19 protein-coding genes are annotated in these 19,001 nt (G+C 42.0%); 4 read left to right on the top strand and 15 right to left on the bottom strand.

Features of this window, described 5'->3' with window-relative positions:
- The first annotated feature begins 21 nt into the window (after positions 1-21).
- From KAH81_00725 to KAH81_00710, 4 genes are all read left to right on the top strand, one after another.
- Entirely contained in the window at positions 22-504 is a 483-nt protein-coding gene (locus KAH81_00725) for a peroxiredoxin (GenBank protein MCK5832173.1), read from the top strand.
- Positions 504-1,238: an ABC transporter ATP-binding protein gene (locus KAH81_00720; GenBank protein MCK5832172.1), complete on the top strand. Its 735-nt coding sequence runs from the start codon at positions 504-506 to the stop codon at positions 1,236-1,238. The genes KAH81_00725 and KAH81_00720 overlap by 1 nt, the downstream gene beginning before the upstream one ends.
- A gap of 2 nt (positions 1,239-1,240) precedes the next feature.
- Entirely contained in the window at positions 1,241-2,161 is a 921-nt protein-coding gene (locus KAH81_00715; GenBank protein MCK5832171.1) for a SufD family Fe-S cluster assembly protein, read from the top strand.
- Positions 2,162-2,279: 118 nt separating this feature from the next.
- Positions 2,280-2,834, top strand: coding sequence for an epoxyqueuosine reductase QueH (locus KAH81_00710; protein MCK5832170.1), 555 nt, complete (start codon positions 2,280-2,282; stop codon positions 2,832-2,834).
- Here KAH81_00710 and KAH81_00705 read toward each other — a convergent pair.
- The 15 genes from KAH81_00705 to KAH81_00635 form a co-directional block, all read right to left on the bottom strand.
- The gene (locus KAH81_00705; GenBank protein ID MCK5832169.1) at positions 2,831-4,150 is read right to left on the bottom strand and encodes a methyltransferase domain-containing protein; all 1,320 of its coding nucleotides are present in this window, start codon (positions 4,148-4,150) and stop codon (positions 2,831-2,833) included. The two genes, KAH81_00710 and KAH81_00705, sit on opposite strands and share 4 nt — an antisense overlap.
- On the bottom strand, positions 4,137-6,740 hold the full coding sequence (locus KAH81_00700; GenBank protein ID MCK5832168.1) for a TIGR03960 family B12-binding radical SAM protein: 2,604 nt from the start codon (positions 6,738-6,740) through the stop codon (positions 4,137-4,139). The genes KAH81_00705 and KAH81_00700 overlap by 14 nt, the downstream gene beginning before the upstream one ends.
- Before the next feature lie 67 nt (positions 6,741-6,807).
- Positions 6,808-8,085, bottom strand: a complete 1,278-nt coding sequence (locus tag KAH81_00695; GenBank protein ID MCK5832167.1) for a nodulation protein NfeD — start codon at positions 8,083-8,085, stop codon at positions 6,808-6,810.
- 111 nt (positions 8,086-8,196) lie between these two features.
- The gene (locus KAH81_00690; protein ID MCK5832166.1) at positions 8,197-9,231 is read right to left on the bottom strand and encodes a T9SS type A sorting domain-containing protein; all 1,035 of its coding nucleotides are present in this window, start codon (positions 9,229-9,231) and stop codon (positions 8,197-8,199) included.
- A gap of 39 nt (positions 9,232-9,270) precedes the next feature.
- Positions 9,271-10,611 carry a hypothetical protein gene (locus KAH81_00685; protein ID MCK5832165.1) on the bottom strand — a complete coding sequence of 447 codons (1,341 nt, stop codon included), beginning with the start codon at positions 10,609-10,611 and terminating at the stop codon, positions 9,271-9,273.
- Positions 10,612-10,730: 119 nt separating this feature from the next.
- Positions 10,731-11,435, bottom strand: a complete 705-nt coding sequence (locus KAH81_00680) for a hypothetical protein (protein MCK5832164.1) — start codon at positions 11,433-11,435, stop codon at positions 10,731-10,733.
- Between the two features lie 18 nt (positions 11,436-11,453).
- Positions 11,454-12,197, bottom strand: a complete 744-nt coding sequence (locus KAH81_00675; protein MCK5832163.1) for a hypothetical protein — start codon at positions 12,195-12,197, stop codon at positions 11,454-11,456.
- Positions 12,198-12,265: 68 nt separating this feature from the next.
- Positions 12,266-13,234, bottom strand: a complete 969-nt coding sequence (gene hprK / locus KAH81_00670) for an HPr(Ser) kinase/phosphatase (protein ID MCK5832162.1) — start codon at positions 13,232-13,234, stop codon at positions 12,266-12,268.
- Positions 13,231-13,599: a ribosome-associated translation inhibitor RaiA gene (raiA, locus tag KAH81_00665; GenBank protein MCK5832161.1), complete on the bottom strand. Its 369-nt coding sequence runs from the start codon at positions 13,597-13,599 to the stop codon at positions 13,231-13,233. Before raiA ends, hprK begins: the two co-directional genes overlap by 4 nt.
- The gene (gene lipA, locus KAH81_00660) at positions 13,599-14,480 is read right to left on the bottom strand and encodes a lipoyl synthase (GenBank protein MCK5832160.1); all 882 of its coding nucleotides are present in this window, start codon (positions 14,478-14,480) and stop codon (positions 13,599-13,601) included. The genes raiA and lipA overlap by 1 nt, the downstream gene beginning before the upstream one ends.
- Before the next feature lie 5 nt (positions 14,481-14,485).
- Positions 14,486-15,901: an RNA polymerase factor sigma-54 gene (gene rpoN / locus KAH81_00655; protein MCK5832159.1), complete on the bottom strand. Its 1,416-nt coding sequence runs from the start codon at positions 15,899-15,901 to the stop codon at positions 14,486-14,488.
- 1 nt (position 15,902) lies between these two features.
- Entirely contained in the window at positions 15,903-16,646 is a 744-nt protein-coding gene (gene lptB / locus KAH81_00650; protein ID MCK5832158.1) for an LPS export ABC transporter ATP-binding protein, read from the bottom strand.
- Positions 16,646-17,212: an LPS export ABC transporter periplasmic protein LptC gene (lptC, locus tag KAH81_00645; GenBank protein MCK5832157.1), complete on the bottom strand. Its 567-nt coding sequence runs from the start codon at positions 17,210-17,212 to the stop codon at positions 16,646-16,648. The genes lptB and lptC overlap by 1 nt, the downstream gene beginning before the upstream one ends.
- A 72-nt stretch (positions 17,213-17,284) precedes the next feature.
- Positions 17,285-18,190 (bottom strand): hypothetical protein, encoded by a 906-nt coding sequence (locus KAH81_00640; protein MCK5832156.1) that lies wholly within the window; start codon positions 18,188-18,190, stop codon positions 17,285-17,287.
- Positions 18,187-18,741 (bottom strand): HAD-IIIA family hydrolase, encoded by a 555-nt coding sequence (locus KAH81_00635; GenBank protein ID MCK5832155.1) that lies wholly within the window; start codon positions 18,739-18,741, stop codon positions 18,187-18,189. Before KAH81_00635 ends, KAH81_00640 begins: the two co-directional genes overlap by 4 nt.
- Positions 18,742-19,001 lie beyond the last annotated feature (260 nt).

Raw genomic sequence — 19,001 nt, 5'->3', positions numbered from 1 at the left:
CGATAGTAAGGTCGAATAACGTTGGAAAATAAAAACAAATTAATCGGCAATCCTGCTCCTGAATTTCAACTTCTTTCAGCTAACAGCAAAGAGCATTCTCTCTCAGAGTTCCACGGAAAATGGATTGCTCTTTACTTCTATCCTAAGGACAACACTTCTGGTTGCACCAAAGAAGCCCAAGCATTCAGTGCCCTGAAACCGGAATTCGAGGAAAATGGGGCTTCGATTATCGGGATAAGTCCTGACTCACCTCAAAGCCACGCAAGATTTATCGAAAAACAGGAATTATCTATTCTACTTCTCTCCGATCCATCGCACGAGGTTATAGAAAAATATGGAGCATGGCAACTCAAGAAAAACTTCGGAAGAGAATACCACGGTGTAGTGAGAAGCACGCTCTTGATAGACGCTAATGGAGTAATCGCCTACCATTGGCTCAAAGTTAAGGTTCAAGGACACGCAGAGGCGGTGCTTTCTAAACTTAAGGAGTTAAAAGATAAATAATGGGCAAATTAATTATTAAAGATGTAACTCTCGAACTCGGTGGAAGTAAAATTCTAGACGGTTTAAATATCGATTTCTGGGATGGCCATATTCATGCTTTGGTCGGGCCAAACGGTGCCGGCAAATCAACAACAGCATTCACTATTATGGGCCTCGAAGGCTATCGCCATTTTTCCGGTGATATTCAATTTATGGGCAAGTCTATAAAAAACATGCCGATAGACGAGCGTGCGCGCCTCGGGATCACACTCGCTTGGCAAGAACCGGCTCGATATGAGGGCATGAGGGTTAGCGCCTTCATTAAAGCCTCCGCAAAGGATAAATCACCAAAGGCGGTTTCTTCCGTTCTCGACAAGGTTGGAATCAATCCCGACGAGTATTTGAATCGTGCTGTCGATAAAACACTCAGTGGTGGTGAACGAAAGAAAATCGAGCTTGCTTCGATACTCGCTATGAAACCGAAACTTGTGATGCTCGATGAACCCGATTCCGGAATCGATGTTGCTTCACTCAATCGGATTTTTGAATCCCTTAAATATCTGAAAGAGATAGGTGCTACAGTTATCCTTATTACGCACAGCATGGAGGTTTTAAGCCATGCTGAAAATGCATTTCTTATATGTTGCGGCAAGATAGTTGACAAAGGCGATATTTCAAAAATAACGAAATATTTCTCGCATCAGTGCATTCCCTGCGACCATAAAAACCACCCAAGCTTCAATGGAGGGAAATGAGTATGGACGCCAAAAAACTTTATTCAGCAGCTGGTTTGGAAAACCTCATGCATGATCCAACCGCGCCTCGTTTAACGATAAACCTTAATAAAGTCACCGACAGCAAACTCGTTAAAGGCCTTAAGGTTTACACAGAAGAGATGAGTGACGGCGTTCGCGTGGTTATGAATGTTCTCAATGGGGTCGTTATCGAAAAACCGGTGCATTTATGTTTCGGTGTTCTTCATGAATACGCACTGCAGCACATTAGGATGAATGTGCGAGTCGGCGAAGGAGCAAAGATCAACATATTCGCGCATTGCGTTTTTCCATCCTCAGTCGATGTCAAGCATATTATGGATGCTGAAATTGTAGTCGAAAATGGCGCAGAATATCGATATCTCGAGCGTCATATACACAGCCCTCTCGGGGGAATTACAGTAATTCCTAAAGCGAGGGTTAAGCTTGCAGAAAATGCCCGTTTCAAAACGGATTTCGAATTAATCAAAGGGCGTGTTGGTTTAATCGACATCGATTATGAAACCACCGTGGCAGCAGGTAGCACCATGGAGATGACATCTAAGATAAGCGGCAAAGGCGACGATATAATAAAGATAAAAGAATCTGCGTATCTTTTAGGCGAACACGCGGTGGGAGTCTTAAATTCACGAATAGCGGTTCGAGATCGGGCACGCGCCGAAATATACAACGTCCTCATTGCCGATGCACCTTATGCGCGTGGCCATGTCGATTGCAAAGAAATAGTCCAAGATGACGCAACTGCCAAGGCAGTGCCAATTGTCGAGGTTAAGAACGCAAAAGCCCATGTTACACACGAAGCCGCTATTGGCAGTGTCGATAATAAACAGCTCGAAACTCTGTTGTCTAGGGGTCTTTCCGAGGATGAAGCAGTCGATTTGATAATCGAGGGTCTATTGTCATAAACTGAAACGAAGTAAAGTTGCAGAATCCCAATAAAATAAACTAATTGCCATCCAAAAATAAAGACCGAAAACAAAAACCTTAAGAGGTTCTGTTCGAGGAATTTATAGAAGAAATACAATGAAAGTCTTGCTTCATATTTGTTGTGCCCCCTGTGCTGTCATGTGTGTTAAAAACCTCCGAGAGGAGGATTTTGACGTTGCTGGTTTATGGTTCAATCCATCGATACATCCATATGGCGAATGGAAAAAAAGGCGCTCAGTTGTAGTGCAATTTGCAGAAGCTGTCGATCTACCGGTAATATATGAAGATAAATATCTGCTAAACGATAACCTTAAGCTTCTTCTAGAGGGTTTCGATAAGGGTAAGAGGTGCGAATTTTGTTATTCCGAACGACTCGAAAAAACAGCAAAAATAGCAAAAAAAGAGGGCTTTTCTGCTTTCACCACTACACTTCTTTATTCTAAATATCAAGATCACTCGGCGATAATCTCAACAGCAGAAAGCGCCGCCACAAAACATGGCATTACCTTTCTATATCGAGATTTCAGACCCTTATGGGGAAAAGGTATTACGGAAAGCAAGAAAATGGGGCTCTATCGCCAGCGTTGGTGTGGATGCATATTCAGCGAATTAGAGGCTGAAAAAGACAGGGAAAACAGAAAGCACACTTAGCTTTCTAGTTCGACCGACGCGATGAAAGCGCCATCGAGATTATCTCTTTGCGGCCAAGTTCGGACAAAATCACCCTCTTTATATTTTGACGGAATACCAGATATTATCTTTTTAAATCTCATGCCAGCAGGTAACACAGAAAAATGGTCCTCACCCTCCTGTGGCTCTGTCGAGCAAGAACAATAAATAAGCCTACCCCTTGGCGCTAAGAGCGATACTGCCTTATCGATGAGTTTGTGTTGAAGAATTGCCAAACTTTCAATATCATCGGGTTTTCTATTATATCTTATCTCCGGGTGACGACGAATTACACCAAGAGAAGAACACGGCACATCAAGCAATATAGCATCATAATACCCTTTCATATCAAGATCTAAAACATCGGCAATTTGAAGATGAACATCTTCGAGAAGCCCTAAACGATCAAGATTATTACTTGTAAAACCGATCCTTTCGGGTGATATATCGACACCATGAAGCTCAATATCGCCTCCCGCAATCTCAGCAAGATGGGAAAGCTTACCCCCGGGGGCACAACCGATTTCCAGCACCTTTTCTCCAGGTCTTGGGGCAAGAATCCAAACCGGGAGGCCAAAAGCTGGATCTTGAACTGTGAAATGGCCTTGGGTAAATCCGGGGAGCATCGCTGGATTTCGTTTTTCTTCGATAGTTAAATATTCGGGATAGTCTTCATCGGCCGAATTTGCAATACCCACTGAAAGAAGCTGGTTCTGCATATCTTCGACATTCAAAGCACGAGTGTTAACTCGAATAGTCAATGGTGGTTCTTCATTGTTTGCTTCGACCAAGGCGATCGTGAAATCCATGCCGTATCTTTTTATCCATCTTTCAATAAGCCATCTCGGATGTGAGTATTCCACACTTATTTTCTCGATATCGTTCGCATAATCAAAACTATAAATTTTAGAGGAAGTTATCTTTCGCATAACAGCATTTACGAAGCCTGTTGCGCTGCTCTTTTTAATCTTGCGGACCAAATCAACAGATGTAGATACGATTGCATGGCTAGGTATTTTAGAAAAATAAAGCCATTGAGCAGTGCCCATCTGCAAGATTATTCTTATTTCATCATCGATTTTTTTGCTCGGTGTAAACTCATCAATTATTCGATCGATTTTGAAAAGATGTCTATATACTGCCATGCATATAGCATAGGCCAGGGCGTTATCCTGAATGGATAATGCCTCCTGAGCGAGAAGCCTATCGAGATAGCCTTCCAATCCAGCACCTCTATGGGCTGCCAAAAGGGCGCGATAGGTTAACATTCTAGCCGGAAGACCTTTAATTATGTTCATGTAAAATCCATTCATCCCAAGTTCCCCACCTTCCTCCAAAGGGGTCAAAGTAAATATCTGCATGTTCAACCATAAGCTCTTCACGAATATATTCTATTCCATGAGCAAAGGGCTGCTTGATACCGACAAAAGAAATATATTCATCCGGTCTGCCGGAACCTTGTGAATTGCAATTCAATATAAGGAATAAATTAACTCCATTATTATCTGCCTTTTCAAATGAATGCGCTTTATAGAATCGTTTAATATCAATTTCTTTCCCCCTACGGGTGAATGGTATCACATCTCTTAAAAATAGGCTTTCCAGTGATTCTGTATAGCGCTCGGCGATATCTTCTGGAAGGAAGACTCTATAGAGTGCAGCACCTATGGAATCAAAAAGGCTACTGCCCTTTTTAAATATTCTTTCATCATTAATAATTTCCATTCCATTTGGGAGGTTGGATGATAAATCATGTATTGATGGAATGGAGGAAACAAACTCGATATCCATAAATTCCGCTCTGCTTTGATAACCAGTTGGAAGAGGAGGTCCGAAGGCAATTTTTGGGTGTTTGTGATGTCCCTCTGAATATGCCATATCCCATTCTGCTCTACGAATAGCGCGGATTAAAGTCCGTGTTGTGTCGAGATGCCCTAACCATCTGGTATTTCCTGTTTTAGAATATCTGACTCGAACGAGATTAGAAGCAATAGGTTTGATCCTCCGAGTTTTTACCCTTCTTCCATAATCGGAATTGACCGATGTTATTTTGGGAACATGGGCTTTTTGTCTTGTTGATTCATCCTGAGTATAAAAGTCACATATACCGCAATTATTACACCCTCCACGCTCAAAGCAACTCGGTGAATATTTTGTTGAATAAGCCTTTTCTCTTTCATTTAATAAGAAAGATTTAGGAACGCCTTTAGAGACGAGTTCCCAAGGGGCTACTTCATTTGGATCGAGTGGTAAAAGCTGTTTATTAAAATCATATTCGGTATTCTCGAATGCTTCTTTCCAAATATAAACATCATTATTCTCATCCCAAGCAGCGAAACCACCACCCAGTTTCCATGCCTCTTCGATAACCTTAGAAATGCGTCTATCAGCTCGGGAAAGTATTGTTTCTATACTCGAAAGAAATGAGTCTCGTCCTGTTATCTTGATTTTCCTGCGGGAAAGAGCCGATTTCACCAGACCCACGCGGTGCTTAATCTCTCCTGCCGAAATCTGTCCCTCCCAAGCAAAAGGCGTGTGTGGTTTAGGTATAAAAGGCGATATCGATACGTTGATTTTAGCTCTGTATTTTCTGGCAATATTATCACATTTAATACATAAATCCGCAATAGACAGAACATCTTCTTCTGTTTCAGTTGGAAGACCTACCATAAAATAAAGCTTTATTGTTTTCCAACCGTGAGAAAAAATAAGCTCCATCGTTTTTAGAAGCTCGTCAATATCTATGCTCTTATTTATTACCTTTCGGAGTCTTTCTGTAGCTGCTTCCGGGGCAAAAGTCATGGATGACTTTCGAACCATTGAAAGCACGGTTAAAGTGGTGGCATCTATCTCATTCGGACGAATTGACGGTAGCGAGATACTGAGCATTTTTTTGTCCGCAATAGGACTTAACCGACTCAAAACCGTTCTAATTTCGCTATAATCTGTTGCCGAAAGCGAGAGTAGGCCAATTTCTTCCCAGCCAGTTTTTGCAATTTGTTCCGTTGTTTCTTCGATTATCAAATCGGGATCTTTCTCTCTAACAGGTCTATATATCCATCCAGCTGAGCAGAATCTACAGCCACGCCCACACCCTCGCATAACCTCGACACTCAATCTATCATGGATTGCTTCTACCCATGGAACTATAGGCTGTGGTTTATAATCCTGGAAATTATATACTTGTATAGATTTTATAGGAAAGGGTCTATTTAAGGCTGCGTCAATAGGCTCGAATCCCTTAAACTCGCAGCCTTGAAATATCTCTCGATACAGCGAAGGAACATATACTCCCTCAAATTGAGATAATTCTGAAAGCAATGCTCTTCTATCTAGATTAGAAACCCGGATTTTTTCGAGAATTTCAGGCAAAATAATCTCACCGTCGCCAATTACAATTAGATCGAAAAAAGGTGCTATCGGTTCGGGCTGAAATACGCAAGGCCCTCCAGCGATTACTATCGGATCTTCCTCCGATCTCTTATCAGCATAGATTGGAACATTAGCGAGATCGAGCATTTCAAGCACATTAGTAAACGACATCTCATATTCGAGTGAAAAGCCCACAACCCTGAAAGCCGAAAGTGAAATCTTGGACTCAATTGAAAAAAGTGGAATATTCTTTTCTCTTAGAATCTCGTCCATATCTTTTGCCGGGCAGTAGGCGCGCTCGCAAACAAGCTTGGGATAATCATTCACGGCCTTATAGAGAATTAATCCTCCAGTATGGCAAATCCCAACCTCGTAGATTTCAGGAAAACAAAGACAAAATCGAAGCGAGTCTTCAGCTTCTTTCTTTTTAATAGCACCAAATTCTCCGCCAATATATCTAGCCGGTCTTCGAACTAACGGAAGCAGAGAATCTATATTGATTGGGTTTTTTTTCATAACACAATAAGGATAAGCGCCTATCCACTTTTTTGGGTAATTTGAACAGATATAGAGTGAAAAACGATCAGACTTTTTTCACCTTAAGTTTGCCGGATTCGATAGCGATCACAACAACCTCGTTCCCAAGACTGAGGCCTTCGCCAAATGCCGCCCATAGCTCTCCGTGAATCTCAATATAAGAATTCTTCAGATTTGGACTAGCCTTCTCCACAACCACACCTTTTAAACCGATCATGCCTTCTTTGCCAGTTTTTGGTTGGGAAATCCGCGCCTTTACAGCCTTCCATAAAACAAATATAGATATGATAGCCGCAAGCGCGACTGTTGGTAAAATAACTGACCACGATATAGTGAAGAGCGTAGCGTTACCGCTCGTCAAAAGAAAACTTCCAGCTAACATCGAAACAACCCCTCCTGTAGTTAAAAGACCAAACGTAGGTGTATTAGCTTCGAGAATAAAAAGTGCGACTGCCAATATTAAAAAGGCTATGCCTACATAATTAACAGGTAGTATTTGAAATGCATAAAGAGCAAGTAATATCGAAATTGCCCCCACGACACCCGGTAGTATTCCCCCCGGATTTTGAAGTTCCAGATAAATTCCAACCATTCCGAGCATCATCAACATATATGCAATGTTTGGGTTCAAAATAACGAATAGGAAGTCCTCGACATTGGTCATCTTTCGTTCGATTGCAACAGGCTTTTTAAGCCTTAATGTATCTTCCTTTTCTAGACCATATGCCAAACCGTTGATCTTGATTAATAAATCCTCAACATCCTCAGCAATAAGATCGACAACACCCAACTCTAGCGCTTTATCGGCGGTAATACTCTCGGATTTACGAACCGCCTTTTCCGGCCAATCGGGATTTCTACCTCGTTCCAAGGCCATGGCCCTGACATTGGCTACTGCATCGTTGGCTACTTTTTCCATCATGGTCTCGGTCGAGTCCGATTTGCCACCAGAGCCCATCATCGAAACAGGATGAGCTGCACCGATGCGAGTTCCAGGTGTCATAGCCACAATATGTGATGAATAAGAAATAAATACCCCCGCGCTTGCTGCTCGTCCTCCGCGAGGATACACATAAACAACAACCGGCACATCTGATGACATAATAGCACGGGTGAGGTCTTCTGTCGAGGTCATAAGACCGCCCGGCGTATCTAATAAAATAATAAAACAGGATGCGCCCTCTTCCTGCGCCTGTTCGAGGTTACGCAATATAAATTTCGCACTAACGGGATTAATTGCACCATCTATAGTAATGAGAGGGACAGATTCTGCCACGGCAAAAGTCGAGACTAATAATAATATAGTAATAAATACATTTCTCATAATAAATTAATATATCATTTACAGGTCAGGATAACAACCCCAATCGAATATAACAAAATAAAAAAGGGAACCCACACTGAGTTCCCTCTTTAATAGTCAAGTAATAATCTCTTACTTCATCAAGATAGCGCGCTTCTTATCGATAAAGCTATTAGCCTTAATCTGATAGAAATAAACTCCACTCGGTAGCTCGTGACCCACATTGTCGCGACCATCCCAAATGAGGCGCTTAAATCCTGCAGACTGCCTCTCGTCAACGAGAGTAGCAACCCTTTGTCCAAGGAGATTTGTAACATCAACGCGAACTTCAGCTTCCTCTGGAAGACCATACTGGATAGCCGTAGTAGCGTTGAACGGGTTCGGCGTGTTCTGCGAGATGAAATATTCGCGCGGTAATTTTGGATTCTCATCAATACCAGTCGGGATTGCCCATCTCCTTAGAATCAAGGTATCGAGACCCATAGATGAATTATCGGGATAAGTAGCAACCTTAGCTGCAAATTCGCCAAGGGTTCCTTCCATACCAGGTTCATTAGCACAATCCCAAACATAAATGGCAACACTATCGACATTGCACTCAAAAGACATATTACCGCCATAACCGGGTTGTTTAAATGCACCAGTGCTAATTGCCGCTACAAGAATTGTACCAAAAGAAGTATTACCCTGTCCAGCTTGATGGACATCTGTCCACTCAGACCAAGTCGATGTAGCGTCATCAAACATCTTTGCTTTCCAAAAAATACCATCTACACAGCAGCATTCCTGAACTTGAGGAGGAACCTCTATAGAAGTTCCTGGAAACAAATCTTGGTGCCACCAAGTAGCAGAAGTTGAATATGGTACAATCGTATCGCTGGAAAATAGAGTAATAAGCGAATCTATCGTGTTCCCAAACGCCAAAGTATCAGGAAAGTCCCTGTGAGCTACTTCGCCATCGGCCAACATCCCGGGACAACAACTTAGATCATCAGAAGTGCTTGACGGCGACACCAGACTTCCACCTTGATAATAGGGATCATTATAGATCTGGAGCGCGATTAGCTGATTGGTGCAAACATCACATGGTTCTAGCACTTCAGCGACGAGTGAATTCGTAATGAGAATTGCTGTCAACATTAGCATCATGCAGATTATTTTTTTCATTATTCCTCCGATAAGTTTATTTGCATTAATTAGTAAGAATTACGTTATTGGCCAAGTGAAGGAAACTGTTCCTGATGTTGTCTCAAGATAAATGTAATATACCTTTCCAGGCCTAAGATGCGGGTTCTCAGACCATCCAAATAATGAATGCTCATAAGCAATCTGCGTCCAAACAAATGAACTACCATTCCAAACATCAATTCTCTTGAGTTCTATACCATGAGCACTTCCCGCTTCTTCAATAGAAACTTCCAGTGTAACTCTATCTGTTATGCCTTCTACAATGGATGCCTTAAACGGAAGCATAATGATATTTCTGCCACCATATATAGGACTGTAAGCCAAAGTGAACACAGAATCTGTCTCAGGAATGATTCCAGGTGTGTAAGTCTGGAAATACTCATATTCATCATCGCGAGCATCGATAGCCGCGTAATCGCCACTAACTTCGTAAACATGGCCAACCATAAGTGGAGCATCAGTCCACCCGAAAAGTGAATGCTTATAAGCTATAACGACTGGAACTTGTGAAACTGCATCCCATTCCATGATCTGACGAATACCCATCGGATCTAAATCAGAGCAATTAACAAAGCGCTCATCGGCATTTGGAACCGACCAGAAATTAGTATTCCCGTATGTGAGATGATAATAAAATGATTGGTCGTATTCGCACATACACCAGCTTGGGAAAGATGATTCCGAATAACCATCCGGCGCCGAAGCACCCGTGTCAACCGTGGTGAAAGCATAGAAGAGGTTGATCAACGTATCGCAAACACCCTTGCTCATACCCTCATAATGCTGCCATAAAGTATCCGGAAGCTCGGTTGTGCCTTCGAAATCATCGGTGAAGAATCGAATTACCGTTCTGCCGATGAGGTTTCTGTTTGCTGGCGTGGTATCGAGTTGAGTCATAAAGAAAAGCGGTAATGTATCTCGATATACATTGAAGAAATCGCCATAATAACCGGTAGGACCGAGGTCGGTCTTAAACTCGACAGCTTCGTTACCATCGGTGCAATTCTTGCTAATAATTTTAACGGTATCAGGTGGGTCTGGACCGATTGGAGCTAAGAGTGTGACATAAATATATATGTCCCTCGAATCAACATCCATAGCTTCACCCGGAATAATTGGGGCTGGACCGTGGCCGTCCGAGAGCGTTCTCATCAAAGGTGCCGTTTCTGCCGGCGTCATAACCGGTGTAGCGGGTCTTGAATCGAGTGGTGTAACATCTTCGCGATCAATTATCGGAGAAGTCTCCGTCCTCGTTTCTCTAGTCTCCATCACAGCAGTCTGTGCAATGGCCGACCCAGTAAAAGCAAGAATGGCGATCGCTATTGCGATTGTTCCCCAAAACTTTCTCATGGTTTTCATACCGCTTGAACCTCCTTAAAGTGGTAAGCATATATTATTCTCAAAATACTCAATTACTAAATAAAATAAGATGATTATCGTTTTCAGTCAAGTAATTTTTATTTAAATATAAATATTTTTTAACCTCCAATTGGCTCAGCTACAACATGCAAAATTATTGTAACGGAAGTATCTTCAGGGTCTATCGCATTCGGACTCTGAAGAAGTAATAGCAATATAAAATCTTTTCTGGGATGCAAATTCATCCCTGTGGCGTCCATGGGCGGCACAAGACGGGGAATAGCATCGCAAGAATAATTATAGAATCTGTTGGAAGCAATCTTATCATAATTGGGAACTGTATCTATTAAACAAACTGTGCGATTGGTATCGTAATCGAGCCAGAAATCATCATTGTCATAAGAAGTATGCCAGGTTCTAACCGCTAAAGCCCAGAGCAGGAACTTATTGAAACCGGGATTAGCTGGCGGTGTTGTGCTACTGGACCAAATATCACTCTCAACAGCTAATTTAATATTTGCGCCAATGCAACCGGTATTCCTGAAAGCAAATCCTGTATCATGCATTGCATAGCATCCCCAACATGCAGTACCAAAATCAACATTCCAAACAGTATCCGTAGGATCCAATAATTCCAATTGGAGTGGGCACATCGTAAAAAGACTATAAATATAAGCCTCATCGCCAGTGCCTTCACCGATAGCATCGGTAGGAAGAAATGAAAAATCCTCACTGGTTCCTAATCTTTGCCCTGCACTAAAAAGGAGAGTCGAAAAAGTAAGAATCAGTATAACCAATAATTGCCTTAGCTTGATCTCAACCATATATTTCCCGCTTTAAAATTATTCCCCTATCCTAGAATATATATAATTCTCTCTACCATTGCAAACAATATAACCATGTGAATCGATTTCAGAAATATTTTTTTTAAAAAATATCCATTCACCGCATTTAGGTTCCAAGAATATAGTGTGAAGAGGTAATTCCCACAACAATATTCTTCGAAAAAGAAAAACTTTTTCAGAATTCCTTTTTCTACCGAGGTGATCTGTCCAATATACTTCGACCGTATCGACCAATTTTGTTCCATTGAAAATATATAATGAGTCGATATCACCATTATAACTAATCTTAGATGGTATTAACGCAAGTCGATTTAGGTTTTCGGGAACTAACCTGCTCGCCACAGTTTCGAGTCTAACTTTTAACGCAACTCCAAGTGAAATGGTGCCTTTAGATGCTTGCCGAACTATAATGGAGGCTGAAAAATGCCTGTTGGTTAAAAGGGGATTTCCTGGGAATTTAGTAAGTATCTTAAGAGGTTGAGTTTGGCCGTTTGGTTTTGCCCATAGTGTTTCTGGAACTGCTATTAACCAACCAATATTCTGTAATGGTTCATAAAATTTCTCATTGTTGGGTGCTACTGAAAAAACGAAAGGAGTAGAATCGCCACTCGTATTAATTCCAACAATATTTGTCTCATAAAGAGAATCTCTTCCTAAAGGTATTTCACACAGCAGAGCATTGCCTTTTGCGGATATAGAGGAAGACCAAATCGTTGTCGAAGTAATAGCTATTAACGCCATTAAAACCACAAAGATTGAATTATTACATCTGCTATTTAAGTTCAAAATTACGACCTATTTACCCGATTTCATTCGAAATCCGATTCCAAATACTTATGAAGCCCCTCTTTGCGCTTAATCATCTCCTGCATACGAGCCACAAATTCCTTGGCTGGATGATGGCCATAAACCTTGAGCATGTGGTTCATAGCAATGACTTCGCTGATTGCTGTGATATTCTTACCGGGCGAGATGGGTATTGTAATTTTAGGTATCTGGACACTGATATACGTAGTTTGCGTCTCCTCGATACCCAGTCTTTCGTAATCTTGAAGGTCGTTCCAAAGCTCGAGACGAACCTCCAGCTCGACGCGCTTCTGCATTCTGATGGCACGAACGCCAAACAACCTCTCGATATCCACTATACCGACTCCGCGTATCTCGATATGATGTCCAGCTTCGGGTGCGCCGGCGGCAATAAGAACATCGCCTGCACGTCTTCGGAGGGTGACAACATCGTCGGCAATAAGCCTGTGTCCCCTTTCAACAAGATCCAGCGCACATTCAGATTTGCCGATACCGGCTGGGCCGGTATATAAAATACCAACCCCATAGACATCCATCATGGTTGCATGTATTCTGATCTGAGGTGAAAACACAAAATCAAGATACACGGTGATTTGATTGAAAATCTCATCGGTACTTAAGCCGGATACTATAAGTGGGATATTATATTTGTCGGCTATATGAACCATGTAGTCACTAGGAGCTATTCCCCTAGATAATATAACAGCGGGAATGGGATAATCTGCAAGTCGGCGAAAACTCGTTTTAGCTTCTTCCTCAGAAAGACTTTCAAGAAAAGTCATCTCTGTTTTACCGAGAACCTGAAGCCTTTTTTCCGCGAAACCAGCACTATATCCGGCAAGAAGAAACGAAGGCCTTTGAATAACTGGTCTTAGTATCTTGCGGCTCAGACCATCAGTACCTGCAACCAAAGAGAGCTTAAAGCTTTCTTTTTTCTTTTCGTAAAATTTCTTGACAATCAAATCCGTCATCTGATCTGGTCTTGTCCTTCAAGGAGTTCTTCTGTTATTTTTTCAGCAAAAATTTTCTTCTCTTCATCCGATAAACCACGGTGTTCTTTAAATTTTTCATTATACTTTTTAAGTTGGCGCTGCATCTTATCAACTACTTCGTCGATACTCACATACAAATCGTCAGTTTCTGCATGGGATACCAATTGTTGGCCATAAACTCCGAGCGTTAATTCAGCCTTTTTTCGACGCTTCTCAACCACTAAAACCAAATGCGTATCAAGTATCTTCTCGGAATAACGATTCAGACCCAAGACTGTCGTCTCGGCGTAGTTTTTGATTTCCTGAGTAAGATCGAAGTGCCTTCCAGTGATACGGAGCTCCATTAGTCTCCTCCTTGTTTTTCTAAAAGTTTAAGTTTATCTTTTTTTATTTTTTCGTAGGTTTCCCCGGCTTTATACGAGCTTCTTACAAGAGGACCGGAAACAACTTCTTTTATACCGTATTTCCTTGCCAATACAGCCAGTGAGGCAAACTCATCGGGTGGAATATATCTTTTCACAGGATAGTGCTTTTTTGAGGGCGCTAGGTATTGCCCTAAAGTAAGAATTCCTATACCAGAATCAGCGAGGTCTTCAAATGTCTCTTCGATCTGCTCGATATTCTCTCCAAGCCCAAGCATTATACCGCTTTTTGTTATAAACCCCCTGTCAGAAGACGCTTTTAAAACATTAAGGGATCTTTCATAATCGGCCTCTGGTCTAACAAATGGATATAACTCTTCTACAGTTTCTACATTATGATTCAGAACATCGGGTTTGGAATTTAGAACGGTGCTTAAAGCTGGTTCCGAACCCTGAAAATCTGGTATTAAAAGCTCTACAGATGCTAGCGGCAACAATTTCCGAATCCATTTTATGGTTTGTGCGAAATGCCCAGCACCTCCATCGGGTAAATCGTCTCGAGTTACCGAAGTGATAACTACATGTTTTAAATCCATGCCAAAAGCGGCTTCAGCTAATTTTCTAGGTTCGTCAGGATCAAGCGGATCAGGAGCACCCTTGGAAATATTGCAAAAACGGCAGCCTCGAGTGCAGTTTTTGCCAAGAATTAAAAAAGTAGCTGTGCCTTCATTAAAACAATAATTTCTGTTCGGACAGTTGGCTTCGCGGCAGACCGTATTCAACCCCAAAGATTCCAAAAGATGTCGCACATTCTTTCCATCCTCTGTTGAACGAATATCTCGGACGAACCACTGCGGTTTCATAATGCTTATTTTCTCCTTTTCTTCCTCATACGAGCAGTTGGAATACCCATTTCCTCGCGATATTTAGCGACAGTCCTTCGCGCTATCTGAATCCCCTTTTCATTAAGAAGCTCTGTGATCCTTTGATCCGCAAAAGGCTTGGCTACATCCTCTTTTTCGATAATATACTTAATGATGTTTTTTACATTGTTCGTCGCGATGTCCTCGCCTGTGTCGGTAGCAAGTCCGCCTCCAAAAAAGTGTCGGAGAGCATAAGCTCCATAAGGCGTTTGAACATATTTATCACGCACTACCCTGCTTATTGTCGCAGGATGGACATCTACCTCCTCGGCGATCTCCTCCATTTTCAAGGGAAGGAGATTTGCCGGTCCCTGCTCGAAAAAAGCGAATTGATGATGCAAAATAGCACGCATTGTGCGAACCATTGTATCTTTACGCTGACTGAGAGCTTTAATCCACCATTGAGCGGAGTTAAGCTTCTTAGAAAGAAACCTCTTTGTTTCACGATCGAGTCTGTCCCTGTTTTTTAGCATAGCTCGATATGCAGCATTTATTTTCAGTTCGGGGATACCAGCACCGTTATATCGGACAATCCAACGCCCTTGCACTTTTTCAACAATAAGATCGGGGTCTATACGCCCCACAGAGGTTCCCGCAAAATCCGCACCGGGAGAAAAGCTTAAGCCGCTGAGAATCTTCATGGCCTCTTCAATTTTAGCGATCGGGATATCCAGTAGATCAGCCAGTTGTGGAACATTTTTCGATGTCAATTCGTGAAAATAATCCTTGACCATAATCCATGCGGCGGAGCTTTCTTTGCCTCGTCCAGCAAGTTGTATAAGGAAACTCTCGCGAATATCGTGCGCCGCTATACCAGAAGGGGAAAAACTTTGTATTATATCGACCATCAGAGAAATTTCTTCTATTGTCGGCTCTTCAACAACATTATTTGCAATTAATGCCTCATAAATAGCTTCATTGTCGAGGGGAAGGAAACCGCGATCGTCCAAATTGCCAATTATGAACTCGCCGATATCGTATTTCCTTTTCAATTTAACTGTAATACAGAGCTGGGAAAGAAGATGTGAATATAGAGTTACATCGTTACTCACACCAAAATAAGGATCTATTTCCTCTGCGTCTGGGTCATTCTCCGGGAGTTGGGTGCCGTAAAGATTCAAACCATCGGCAAATTTATCCCAATCATCGAGTTCTCGATCGACTTCGATCTCACCATCGTTCTGATCGGAGGATATAGATTCTTCCTCGGCTATATCCAACACCGGATTCTGTTCAAGTTCGGCTCTAAGTTCAGTCTCAAGCTCGAGCTTGGGTATTTGGAGAAGTTGAAGACTTTGGATCAACTGAGGGGTTAAAACCTGTTTTAAAGAAAGCTTCTGTTCAAGGCGAATATCTGGCATTTTATCCTTTAAAATTCTCCCCAAGATAAATCTCTCGAGCTTTAGGGTCGGCTATTAGGGTCTCCGCATTCCCCGATATAAGTATGCTGCCCTCGTAAACAATGTAAGCTCTATCGACTATTCGTAACACCTCACTGACATTATGATCGGTTATCAGTATTCCAAGACCTTTTTGAGCAAGTTCTCGCACTACATTTTGAAGATCTCCAACAACAATTGGATCGATACCTGCAAATGGTTCGTCGAGAAGCAAGAATTTTGGTTCGGTAACAAGTGCCCTGGCAATTTCAACTCGTCTTCTTTCGCCGCCTGAAAGTGTATATGCTTTTTGATTCCTAAGATGCCCTATCTTCAACTCGTCGAGTAATATTTCGAGTCTTTCGGCCTGTTGCTTTTTGCTAAGGTTTGTAAATTCCAATATCGCTCGGAGGTTCTTAGCTACCGTTAATTTTCTGAATACTGAAGGCTCCTGCGAAAGATAACCTATACCTAGCTTAGCACGCCTGTACATAGGCATGCGTTGTAGCTGGATTTTATCGATAAAAACACTTCCTTCATCCTGTTTAATCAGGCCAACTATCATATAAAATGTTGTGGTCTTGCCTGCACCATTTGGGCCCAAAAGGCCAATTATCTCACCCTGTTTGACTTCGAGAGAAAGACCATCGACCACACGACGTTTACCAAAAACTTTGACGAGATTTTCAGCGCGGAGAATGCTAGTATTTGGTGCTTTATCTTCCATCAATCCTGTTTGAGCCTTCCACTAACATTGTTAGTTATTCTAATATCCGTGAATTCGAGGTCGGAATCGAGGCCTTCCCCAGTAATATATTCTCCGTCCTTGTCGATTTTGACCCCGGCGGATGTCCGAATTCTCGATAACTCCGGGTAATAAGCCAATGAATCGGTCCACATTCGAACATCTTCCCGAGTGACTACATAAACATTGCTATAGACGGTGATCCGTTGGTTTTTATTCTCGATCCAGCCTGAATCAGCAGAGAGATTGCCGCTAAGCTCTCCATCAGTATCGAAGAAATCGACTGTAATATTGTAACCAAATATTCGGTCTTCTTTATCGAAGAAAAGGAGACTATCCGCTTTGAGGTGTCCTGATGGTTTGCCGGCTTGGGATATCTCTATATCCGCATTATGCATTATCCTATCGGCAGACTGAGATTTAACAGGATCAGATGATTCTTGGTAATTCGGTGAGCACCCAACAAACAAAAATCCAATCGATAAACAAACAAAAACAAACATGCGATCGGTTAGGTTCAACAAAATATCTCCAATTTGCGTCGTCACACGTAAATTATAAGCAATATACATGCCGATTGCAATACTTTTAGCTAAGTCCTTGTTATGTATTGTTATAAGCTATTTGCCGAACCGATCATGATACCATATCCATTGGTTGGGCTGATGAAGAATCATAGTTTCGATAGCTCTATTGGCCTTTATAAGAAGTTGACGAATATCTTCCCGTTTATCCCCAGTCATGGGAGATTCAATCGGTGGCCAAACACGTAAAACAAAGCGATTCTTCTTTTTTCTGTAGATTGCCATAGGCAATAGGGCTGCCCCAGCAAGGCGTGTCAGCCCTGCAGGCGCTGAGATAGTCCTAACTTCGCGGCCAAAAAATGGCGCAGACTGACCATCGACGCTCTTGGTGTTGGTGTCTATTAGAGTTCCAATAAAACAACCGGATTTGAGCATCGATAGCACCTTTTTGGGATGTGCATCCGAGGCTATATTTTTCACGCCCATGTCTTCTCGCTGTTTTACAAGAAGCCTATCGATACGCTCGTCGTAAAGCTTGCGACCAACAACAGCGACATCTACACCAAGTTTTGTCCAGATACCGGCTAATAGCTCGAAACATCCTATGTGTCCGCTGATGACTATTGCGCCGTTGTGCTTTTTGGCTGTATCGCGAAGGTATTCTTCGCCTTCGATTTCCCAAAGGCGCGGTTCGCTTTCGATTATAGATTTCGCCCTAACTGTATCTACGAGGTTCATAGCTGTCTGACGAAAACAATCTCTCGCGAGAGTTTTTTTCTCTTCATAACAAAGGTCAGGAAAAACTATGGCTATGTTTTTTAAGGCGATATTTCTGTCTTTTTTCAGAATGAAATAAAAAAGATTACCCAATATCGAAGCCTTCCAAAGAGCTATAGAACGAGGAAATGCGCGTAGGAAAAAAACTAATGTTGAAACAATCCAATAACCGACCATATGTTTAATTGGTCGAATATATCGCCTATAAAAGGGTCCTTTTTTCAACGAATCTCCAGTTCACGGGCCCAGTCGATGAGAAACTTATCAGGTGGAAAACAACCAGTCTTTGCAGAGATGATCATCTCCGCAAGTTCACGAAGACATCCTTGTCCCGAAGAGGCGCGCGTCGTCCAATGAGCTAACCTGCGCACCGCAAATACCGAATTAGCTGGACAAGCGCTAAAACCACACCTCTCCATTGCAGGTATATCGATGACATCATCACCAACAAAGCCGACTCGGTCGGCCTTTAGACCGCGTTTCGATAAAAAATCATCGAGCGCCGGCACCTTATAAGAATACCCTTGATAGAGGTCTTTTACTCTGAGTTCCGATGCTCTTCGCTCCACTAGCTCGGAACTCTTACCGGTGATTATCGCGAGCTGTATTCCAAGTCCAGTAAGTGCAACAAGACCGAGACCATCACGAACATCGAAAAACTTACCCTGATTTCCGTCGTCCAAATACTCCAATGATCCCGGCGTGAGAACACCATCGACATCGAGGACAAGGGCTTCTAGCTCGCTTAGTTTCTTTACAATATTATATGTTATCATAATACATCCTTAATTATATGATCGTAATTGCTAAAACAACTTTAAGAATTTAAATAGTTACGAGTTAACACGCAAGAGAAAATTTAACACAGCCTAGAGCAATAACAATACAACTTGAATTATCTAATATGGCTTTATTTTTACCAATAGATTGTTTAAAAAGATATTGAGAAAGAAAATAATTTTATTATAAACACAGCTCATATCACGAAAAAGCAACAGGGTAGATTACACGGCTGAACCCTGCCAATATCCTGCTC

The organism is bacterium (assembly GCA_023145965.1).
In the GTDB taxonomy this organism is placed as follows: domain Bacteria; phylum UBP14; class UBA6098; order UBA6098; family UBA6098; genus UBA6098.
Note: the sequence above shows the minus strand (reverse complement) of the source record. Positions and strands in the feature narration are given on the sequence as shown.